Annotated in this window: 9 protein-coding genes and 1 rRNA gene; 4 read left to right on the top strand and 6 right to left on the bottom strand. The window is 67.7% G+C overall.

Features of this window, described 5'->3' with window-relative positions; translation table 11 throughout:
• Both rrf and KY501_RS40140 read left to right on the top strand, forming a co-directional pair.
• Window positions 1–65 (top strand): 5S ribosomal RNA (gene rrf / locus KY501_RS54580); the annotation flags it as partial.
• Between the two features lie 158 nt (window positions 66–223).
• On the top strand, window positions 224–667 hold the full coding sequence (locus tag KY501_RS40140) for a hypothetical protein (RefSeq protein WP_224369194.1): 444 nt from the start codon (window positions 224–226) through the stop codon (window positions 665–667).
• Between the two features lie 40 nt (window positions 668–707).
• Here the strand turns inward: KY501_RS40140 and KY501_RS40135 are convergent, their stop codons facing one another.
• Window positions 708–908 (bottom strand): SlyX family protein, encoded by a 201-nt coding sequence (locus tag KY501_RS40135; RefSeq protein ID WP_224369193.1) that lies wholly within the window; start codon window positions 906–908, stop codon window positions 708–710.
• Between the two features lie 51 nt (window positions 909–959).
• Here KY501_RS40135 and KY501_RS40130 point away from each other — a divergent pair, with 51 nt between their 5' ends.
• Window positions 960–1,256, top strand: coding sequence for a hypothetical protein (locus KY501_RS40130; RefSeq protein WP_224369192.1), 297 nt, complete (start codon window positions 960–962; stop codon window positions 1,254–1,256).
• Window positions 1,257–1,262: 6 nt separating this feature from the next.
• Here the strand turns inward: KY501_RS40130 and KY501_RS40125 are convergent, their stop codons facing one another.
• The 5 genes from KY501_RS40125 to KY501_RS40105 all read right to left on the bottom strand — a co-directional run bounded on the left by KY501_RS40125 (window position 1,263) and on the right by KY501_RS40105 (window position 6,088).
• On the bottom strand, window positions 1,263–2,177 hold the full coding sequence (locus tag KY501_RS40125; protein ID WP_224369191.1) for a tetratricopeptide repeat protein: 915 nt from the start codon (window positions 2,175–2,177) through the stop codon (window positions 1,263–1,265).
• A gap of 237 nt (window positions 2,178–2,414) precedes the next feature.
• Window positions 2,415–2,762 carry a putative signal transducing protein gene (locus KY501_RS40120; RefSeq protein ID WP_224369190.1) on the bottom strand — a complete coding sequence of 116 codons (348 nt, stop codon included), beginning with the start codon at window positions 2,760–2,762 and terminating at the stop codon, window positions 2,415–2,417.
• 86 nt (window positions 2,763–2,848) lie between these two features.
• Entirely contained in the window at window positions 2,849–3,271 is a 423-nt protein-coding gene (locus tag KY501_RS40115) for a hypothetical protein (RefSeq protein WP_224369189.1), read from the bottom strand.
• Window positions 3,272–3,383: 112 nt separating this feature from the next.
• The gene (locus KY501_RS40110) at window positions 3,384–5,471 is read right to left on the bottom strand and encodes a TonB-dependent receptor (protein ID WP_224369188.1); all 2,088 of its coding nucleotides are present in this window, start codon (window positions 5,469–5,471) and stop codon (window positions 3,384–3,386) included.
• 191 nt (window positions 5,472–5,662) lie between these two features.
• On the bottom strand, window positions 5,663–6,088 hold the full coding sequence (locus KY501_RS40105; RefSeq protein WP_224369187.1) for a hypothetical protein: 426 nt from the start codon (window positions 6,086–6,088) through the stop codon (window positions 5,663–5,665).
• A gap of 223 nt (window positions 6,089–6,311) precedes the next feature.
• On the opposite strand from KY501_RS40105, the gene glpD reads away from it, so the two are divergent.
• Complete coding sequence (glpD, locus tag KY501_RS40100; protein ID WP_224369186.1) at window positions 6,312–8,000, top strand: glycerol-3-phosphate dehydrogenase; 1,689 nt, start codon at window positions 6,312–6,314, stop codon at window positions 7,998–8,000.
• Window positions 8,001–8,109: the final 109 nt, after the last annotated feature.

The raw sequence follows: 8,109 nt of genomic DNA, 5'->3' as shown, positions 1-8,109 counted from the left end.
TTAAGCCCTCCAGAGCCGATGGTACTCCGCGGGAAACCGCGTGGGAGAGTAGGTCGCTGCCGGATTTTTTTCTCTTGCGCCCCTGGCGCCCTTCACTGGGCTCCAGGGGCGTTTCTTTTTTGCCGTCAGAGTGTTTGCGCCGCATCAGGCGCGAATCTCTGTCTGGCGAGTGGCTCCCGGGCCTGCTTGAGTGGCGGCTCCCTCGTATCCCAAGGAGCCTCGCATGAAACTCCTGCGTCTCTACTGCCTCGGCGGTCTCCTCGCGGTTGGGCTGTTTCTGGCCCCAGCTCCCTCGCAAGCCGCCAACATTCGTCTCGGTCTCGGGGCGGATTATTGGTTCGTCGAGAGCGCTACCTTCCAGTTCACTCTCGGCGTGGAGACTCACCTGGCCGGCCCGCTCTGGCTCGGTGGGCGGTTCGGGGCAATGCTTGTCAGCTCACCCGATACGCTCGGTATTCCCATCGACCTGGTGTTGCACTTGAACCTCACCCGCCAGTTCTACATTGAAGGCCTGGCTGGGCCGTGGATCCTCTTCGAAGGGGATACCTTCCGAGCCCATGGTGCCTTCGGTTTCGGCATCCAGAGCGGCAAGCTGAGCTTTGGTGTTGAGGTGGGATACATCTCACCGGAACCCAGCATCGGCCTGCGGCTCGGATACAAGTTCTGACAGTTCGGCCGTACAGGGTGGGGGGCTCAAGCCCCTCGCCCTAGTAGTGCGGTGGGCGCTCTTGCTGCTTCGCGTCCACCAGCCCCGGGTCTCCCTCGAGCTTGCGCTTGAGGAGCTCTACCTCCGCTCTCAGGGCATCCAGAGTTTGTTGCTGCGCATACAACACGTCGCTGAGCTGCTGCAGGAGCTCCGACTGCTGCATGTACCGCAGTTCCAGCTCGATGAGGCGCGACTCGTCCATGCCTCCAGGGATATCTCATCCCACCTGGGCTCGTCCCGCGCCTGAATGCTCATGAAGACCCTCGAACACATCCAGCGCGCCCAGGAGTTGCTCGCCCGTGGGCAAGAAGAGCTCGCCGAGGCCGCTCTCAGCGATGCCATCGACGCCGCCGTCGCTGCCGAGGATCTCGTGCTGCTGACTCGGGCTCGGATGGCACTCGGGGAGATGATGTTCGAGCAGGGACGCCATGAGGAGGCCGTTCCCTTCCTCCAGGCGGTCGTCCGCACCGAGATTGCTGACGGTTCCGTCGATTCCGAGGTCAAACGCTCCGCGCATCTGCTTCGCCGCATTCGCGGCATCGAGCCTTGAGCCCGCTCAGCGACTCCGACGGCACGCCTCCTGGATGAGTTCCGCCTCGTTCTGGAAGCGGCGCTCCAGGTCCATCCGCGTGATGCGCGCATCCTCGAGCCGGCCCGCCTTCATCTGCATCGCGCACAGAGAGGCCAATGGCTGCGGATCCGACACGTTCAGCCGATCCGCCTCGCGCAGCTCTTCCTCGGCGGAATCCAGGTCTCCCAGTTGGAACTGCGCCATCCCCAGGTGGTAGTGCGCCACCGCTGACCGCGGGCCCTCTGCTACCGCCCTCGAGAAGAAACCTCGCGCCTCCTCGTTCCTGCCTTCCCGCTTGCGCAGCATCCCCAGCTCCAGGAACAGCTTCTCCCTCGGGAGCTTCGCCTCCAGCGCCCAAAGCGCTTGCTCCGCCTCGGCCGCCTTCCCCGAAGCGCTCAACAGCCTCGAGTACCGCAGCCGCAACGCCAGGTCCTCCGGCGCCTTCTTTGTCGCTCGGCCCACCGCCTCCGCCGCGTCCGCCAGCTCTCCGTCCTGCTCTCGCATGTCCGCCCAGAGCAGGTCCGGCCGGGTGTCTCCAGGCGCAAGCTTCGTGGCCTGCTCGAAGGATTCCCGCACGCAACGTTCCATCCGTTCCGCCCGGCAGATCCGCGCCCTCAAAAGCTGCGTCTCCACCGAGCCCGGCTCCCGCCGATCCGCTTCGTCGACCAGCTCTTGCGCGTCCCCCGGCGCCCCTTCTACCAGGAGCTCCGCTGCCTCCCTCAAATCCGCCGCCGTGGCTTTCGGGTTGTTCTTCAGCGGTTTCAGCACCGGCACCCGGAATCGCGCCTCCGGAGTCGCTCGCGCAATCGCCAACTCCTGCTCCGGCATGTTTCTCGGCAGGAAGAGCGGCACCAGATGCACCAGGAACGCCAACCCACACAGCGCCAGCACGCTCCGCATCGCTCGGCTCAGCCTCCGCCCTCCAGGCGTTGGCTCGGCTTCCGTCCTTGCCGTCTCCTCCAAGCGATCCTCCACTCCGCAGCCTCGATGTCGCCTCGTTCGCGTGCCGTGCTCGCGTCTCGCGCGCCCCTGATCCCTATCCGTCTCCTAGCTCGCTCGCCAGCTCTCCTGTCACGGTCTGGCGCTCCGCCGACACCGCCTACCTCTGGGCTGTTCGGCTCGCAGCCTCTGGGCTGCTCAGGATACGGCTCTCAGTCGAGGCCTCAACGTCGATGGCAAGTCCAGGCCGCAGCTCCAGCACAGCTCGAAGTTGCCCGGGTTCCCCTCGTGGCAACGCGGACAGCTGACCTCCTGCCCCGCAGCCTCTCGGTTCTCCTCCAGCTCCGAGACCAGCTCGCGCGCCGCCTCCGCGTCACCCGGCCACAACCACAGCTCGATCCATGTCTCCGTGCTCGGAATCTCCCCGCTCAGAGGCGCCAGCGACTCTCCGCGCACCTCCACCGAGAGCCCCGCTCCTTCCAGCACTCCCGCCAGCAGACGTGCCTCACCAACCGTTCGATAGACCGCGAACCGAACCCGCGTCATCTCTCCTCTCTGTCACGCCCCGGCTCGGCCAGCAACAGGCGTTGGCCACCTCCTGCCCTCCTCTGGCATCGAGGATTCCGCCCGGCCTATTCGTCCGCTCGTAACATGTGCGGCAACACCGCGTGTGCGTGCCTTGGCGCCCGGGCGTGAAGCTCCATGGTCAGCAGCGCGTCCAGCTCCTCCAGCAGTTCGTCGTAGGGTGAGCCGGCTCCCTTGGCTGGGAGTCTCCGAGCCTTCAGCCGCACCCGAGGCGCTTCCTCGTCCTCGAAAGCCAGGCTCACCGCCAGCCCGTTCGGTCCCCCCGCCGCTGGCGGCACGATGATCGGTGCCGGCTGCCGGGCCGCCGCTTCCATCAAGGGGGTCAGCAGGTCGATCTCCTCGCGAGTCAGCTCTCGCTCGCTCACCTCCTCGCCCTGCTCCAACACCCGGAGATGGCGCAGCCCTTCGACTCGTAACGCCTGCGCACCCGTGTTCGTCCGTCCGCTGCGCTCGTAGGTCACCGTTCGCACCCGCTCTACCTCCCTCCCTCTCAGCTATGCATTCGCGAGCAGGTTGGCACCGGGAGGAGCCCCAGCACCCCTCCCAGCAGTCAGGCAAGAACAGTTGGACCCGCGCGCGAGCCTAGAAGAAGAAACTGAGGCTCGCCTGAGCGTTCAGCGGCGCCCCCGGCGTGAAGTGCAGATCCTCACACCCCTCGAAGCTGTCGTCTCCCGCCGACCGTGTCCCCGCCGGACAGCTCTCCGGACCCGTCTCGGATGGCAATCTCGAAACATTCGCGAACTGCGCCTCGCGCCACTCCGTGTTCAGCACGTTCTGCAGCCCCAGCGTCGCCTCGAACCAGGTGGCCCGGTAGCCCACTGTCGCATCCACGCGCGTGAAGCCCTCCGCCGTCAGGAAGCGATCCTCCGTCGCCGGGCGGTCTCCCAGGTGGATGACTCCCACTCGTCCGTAGATGCCGCTCGGATGGCGGGCGGAGACTCCTCCTCCGATGATCAACGTTGGCGCCAGTGCCACCGCGTTCGCGTTCCCCGCGTTCTCCACGTACGTGGCTCGCGATACCGTGAGGTCCGCGTCCGCGAACAGCCACGGCAGGATGCGCCACCGCGCCTCCGCCTCGAGCCCCCGCCGGCGCGTCGGTCCTCTCGCCTCCGTCGTCCCCTCGTCGCCCACCCAGACCAGCTCGCTGTCCAGGTCCAACAGGAACACCGAGCCCGCCAGGTCCAATGCGTCGAACAGTCGCGTCCTCGCTCCCAGCTCGTAGCCCCGTGCCCGCGTCAGCGGCGTGACTCCGTCCGGCTCGCGCACCACGCCTCTCGCGTCGTTCGAGTGGAAGCCCCCTCCCGCGTTCAAGTACAGCTCTGTTGACGGGATGGCGCTGAAGACCAGGCTCGCCTTGGGCGACACTCGCGAGGCCTGGCGGACTCCCGAGGTCTTCGTCTCCTGCGTGCTCAGGTCCTCCAAGTGGTCGTCCACGTCGAACCCGAAAAGGTCTCCTCGCACCCCCAGCACCGCCCGCAGCCACGGCGTGAAGGTGATGTCCTCCTGCGCGTAGAGCCCCAGGCTCCCCTCGCGCACGCTCGCGTCCACCACCGTCGACAGCCGCTCCCGCTCCCGATCGTAGAAGAGGCTGTTGTCGATGCTGTCCGTCCGCAGTTGCGTGCCCAGCGTCGTCTCGAAGCCCATCCCTCGCCACTGTCTTCGGAACCGGTAGCTGGCCTGCAGCCCCCCCAGCGTCCTCGCATCGTGCTGCTCGATCATGTCCCCGTTCTCCGGATCCCGACTGAAGAACGTGAAGTTCGAGAACAGGTTGAGCCGGTACTGCACCGCGTACGCCAGCACGCTCACCTCCCCATCGCCGTCGGTCCGCACCCGGAACGTTCCGTAGAGGCTGTGCCGCTGCGAGTTGCCTCCCTCCGTCGGATCAATCGTTCCGAAGCGGTCCAGGCGCCCCGCTTCCACCTCTCGCAGCGGAATCTGTCCGCTCGCGTTCCACCCGCTCCCGTATGACGTCAGCGTCACCGAGACCGTCGCCCGGTCGGACACGGCTCGAGTCACCTGGCTGAAGAGGCTGAAACGCTCGAGCCGCTCCGGGTTCTCGAACGGTCCGTTCGTGCCATACACCTGCCCCGCGATGATCGGCGACCAGCCCTCTACCTCCGGTGCCGCGATGAACAGCCCTCGCCACGTGTCGAACGAACCGCCTCCAAACGTCACCTGGCTCTTCTCGAAGTTCCGCCGCGTCACCAGGTTGATGGCTCCCGCCGTGGCGAAGTCTCCGAACTGCGCGAAGTAGGGCCCCTTCGCCACCTCCACCTTCTCGATGAGCTCCGGGATGATCCAGTTCAGATCCGCGTAGCCCTGCCCGTGCGCGTGGCTCACCATGTTCACCGGCACCCCGTCCACGAACAGCGCTACGTCCGTGCCGTGATCCGCGTCGAAGCCTCGCAGGAAGTACTGGTTCGCCTTGCCTCCTCCCGCGTGCTGGTTCGTGTACAGCCCCGGCACCACCTGAAGGATGTCCACCGGACGCGGGTGGGGACGCAGCAGGAAGTCCCGGTCCCGTACCGTGGACGAGGACGCCGCCGTGAAGGAGCGCCGAGCCGTTACGGTCGTCTCCAGCGCATTCGGTTTCAGCTCGGTGGGAGGCGCAACCTCGGGCGCTGCTGCCGGCTGCGGCGCTGGCGCAGAGACCGCTTCAGGTGGCTCCACCGGCGACGCATCTCCCGGTGTTTCTTCGGATGTTCTTGGAACTTCTTCCGGCTGTGACTGGGCAAAGGCAGGTGAGGCCGCACATACGAGTGCAGCGAGCACGGCCCTACGGGCCGCACGAAGGCGCGACATGAGAAACCTCAAGGAAAGGGAACAGAACGAGACAGACCGCTGCGTGACGCGGTCGTCCCCTATGGGCCTTGAGGCATCGCCGTTCGCCGCTGCGGCGCTACGGACACCCACTCCGGGCTCCGAGGCACCTCCACTCGCAGCGGTACCCACCACACCACCGGCGCCAACACCGCCGCCCGCGCCACCGCCACCGCCTGGAGGTGCTCGACTGATCCCCACAGGTGCTGGTGCGGACGCCCCTTGCCCGGTCCGTGCTTGTGCCCGTGCTCATGGCCGCGACCGGCTTCGTGCGAGTGCTCGTGCGAGTACTCGTGCGCAGGCTCCGCGTGCCTTTGGTGGTCCAACCACCCCCGCGCCGCCGCCGGAGCCTCCCAGCGTCCCTCGTGCCCCTCCACCGCGTGGAGCACCGGTGCCACCACGAGCCCGTACACCAGGACCGTCAGGCCCAGGCATGCCAGATCGCGGCGATCTTGGAAGTCCTTCAACGGTGCAGCTCCGCAGAGTCGGGGAGAGAGCGGCCCGCCTGCCTAGCCACCTTTCGCCAGCCGTGCAAGGCGTTCGTCCGGCCAGGTCCTCTTCCCTCGCTCCCCCTACGGGTGCCGACTGCTGGACGGATTTATTCGCCCCACGCCTCGGCGCGTCCCCTGTCTGACGCAGTGCGGTGCACATTCCCTGCCCTCACGCGGTTCCCGCCGTTACACTCGGTCCGTGCGTCAAGAATCCGCTGCCCTCATCCGCACTCCGCCCGCGCCGGAGACGCCTCCGCCGCCCCCCGCCCGCGCCGAGCGTCTTCGCGCTCTCGCCGCTGACCCCTTTGATCTCCTCATCATCGGTGGAGGTGTCACCGGCGCCGGTGCCGCTCGCGATGCCGCCCTCCGTGGCCTGCGCGTGGCCCTCGTCGAGCGCGAGGACTTCGCCAGCGGCACCTCCAGCCGCTCGTCCCGCCTCATTCACGGCGGCGTGCGCTACCTCGAGCACGGCCACCTCGGCCTCGTCTTCGAGTCCAGCATCGAGCGCGCCCGCCTGCTGCGTCTGGCCCCCCACCTCGTCCGGCCCCTCGCCTTCACCTGGCCCGTCTACCGTGGCGCCCGCATTCCCCGCTGGAAGCTCAACGCCGGTCTCATGCTCTATGACGTCCTGGCGCTCTTCCGGAACGTCAAGGCACACCGCGGCCTCAATGTCCGCAAGGTGCTCGCGGCCGAGCCCGGTCTCCTCTCCGAAGGACTCAAGGGTGGCGCCTGCTACTACGACGCCGCCACCGATGATGCGCGCCTCACCTTCGCCAACGCCCTCGGTGCCTCGGAGGCCGGCGCCATCGTCCTCAACCACGCCTCCGTGCGCAGTCTCCTCGTCGAGAACGGCAAGGCTCACGGCGCCATCGTCGAGGACCACCTCTCCGGCCAGGAGTTGACCGTCCGCGCTCGCGCGATCGTCAATGCCACCGGTCCGTGGAGCGATGAGATCCGCAAGCTCGATGCCACCGGCGAAGCCCCCGCCGTGCGCGGCAGCAAGGGCGTCCACATCGCCGTGCCTCGCGAGCGCCTGGGCAACCGCGACGCCCTCACGCTCCTGTCTCCCATCGACGGGCGCGTCATGTTCGTCCTCCCCGCGGACTCGCACGCCATCATCGGCACCACCGAGACCGCCACTCGCGCCCACCCCGCTGAAGTGCGCGCCAGCGAGAAGGACGTCGCGTACCTCCTGGCCTCCGCCAATGCCTTCTTCCCCCAGGCCAACCTCGTGCGCTCCGATGTCGTCAGCGCCTGGGCCGGCATCCGCCCGCTCGTAGCCCGGTACGGTGGAGGCGACGCCGGCAGCACCAGCCGCGAGCACGCCATCGACGTGAGCCCCACCGGCGTCATCGCCATCAGCGGCGGAAAGCTCACCACCTATCGCATCATGGCCCGCGACGTGGTCAACGCCGTCGAGCGCCAGCTCGGAGCCACCCACCGCAAGCCCGTCACCGACACCCTCCCCCTGCCCGGTGGAGACCTGGGCAGTGTGGACCTCGGGCTCAAGACCGTGGCCTCCGTGGTCGGTCGCGGAGACGTGGCGCTCCACCTGGTCCGCGCCTATGGCAGCCGATGGCACCAGGTGTGGGACCTCACTCGAGAGGATGCCTCGCTCGCCCGCCCGCTCGTCGAGGGCCTCCCCTACCTGCGTGCCGAGGCCGCACACGGCGTCACCCACGAGTTCGTCCACACCCTGGCTGATCTGCTCATCCGCCGCCTCAAGGTCGCCTTCGAGACTCGCGACCAGGGCGCCGAGGCCGCTCGCGCCGCCGCCGAAGTCATGGCTCCCCGCCTGGGCTGGGATGCCGCAGAGACCCAGCGCCAGCTCGACGCCTACTCCCAAGACACCGCCCGCATCTTCACCATCGACCCGGCCGATGGTTGACAGCTCACGCTCACACTTCGTTCGTCGGCGCACGCCTTCGTTGCCCAATGGTGTGCGCTCCTGTGCGTGACTGCCTCCCGCACGGGCGGCCGTCCGGGTCTCGTGATTA

The organism is Hyalangium versicolor (assembly GCF_020103695.1).
In the GTDB taxonomy this organism is placed as follows: Bacteria; Myxococcota; Myxococcia; order Myxococcales; family Myxococcaceae; genus Hyalangium; species Hyalangium versicolor.
This window is presented reverse-complemented; position numbering and strand designations above follow the sequence as displayed.

Excerpts from the sequence above, each read along its gene's own strand:
- KY501_RS40140 (WP_224369194.1), top strand. The coding sequence starts at position 224 with ATGAAACTCCTGCGTCTCTACTGCCTCGGCGGTCTCCTCGCGGTTGGG.
- KY501_RS40130 (WP_224369192.1), top strand. The coding sequence starts at position 960 with ATGAAGACCCTCGAACACATCCAGCGCGCCCAGGAGTTGCTCGCCCGT.
- KY501_RS40125 (WP_224369191.1), bottom strand. The coding sequence starts at position 2,177 with ATGCGGAGCGTGCTGGCGCTGTGTGGGTTGGCGTTCCTGGTGCATCTG.
- KY501_RS40135 (WP_224369193.1), bottom strand. The coding sequence starts at position 908 with ATGGACGAGTCGCGCCTCATCGAGCTGGAACTGCGGTACATGCAGCAG.
- KY501_RS40120 (WP_224369190.1), bottom strand. The coding sequence starts at position 2,762 with ATGACGCGGGTTCGGTTCGCGGTCTATCGAACGGTTGGTGAGGCACGT.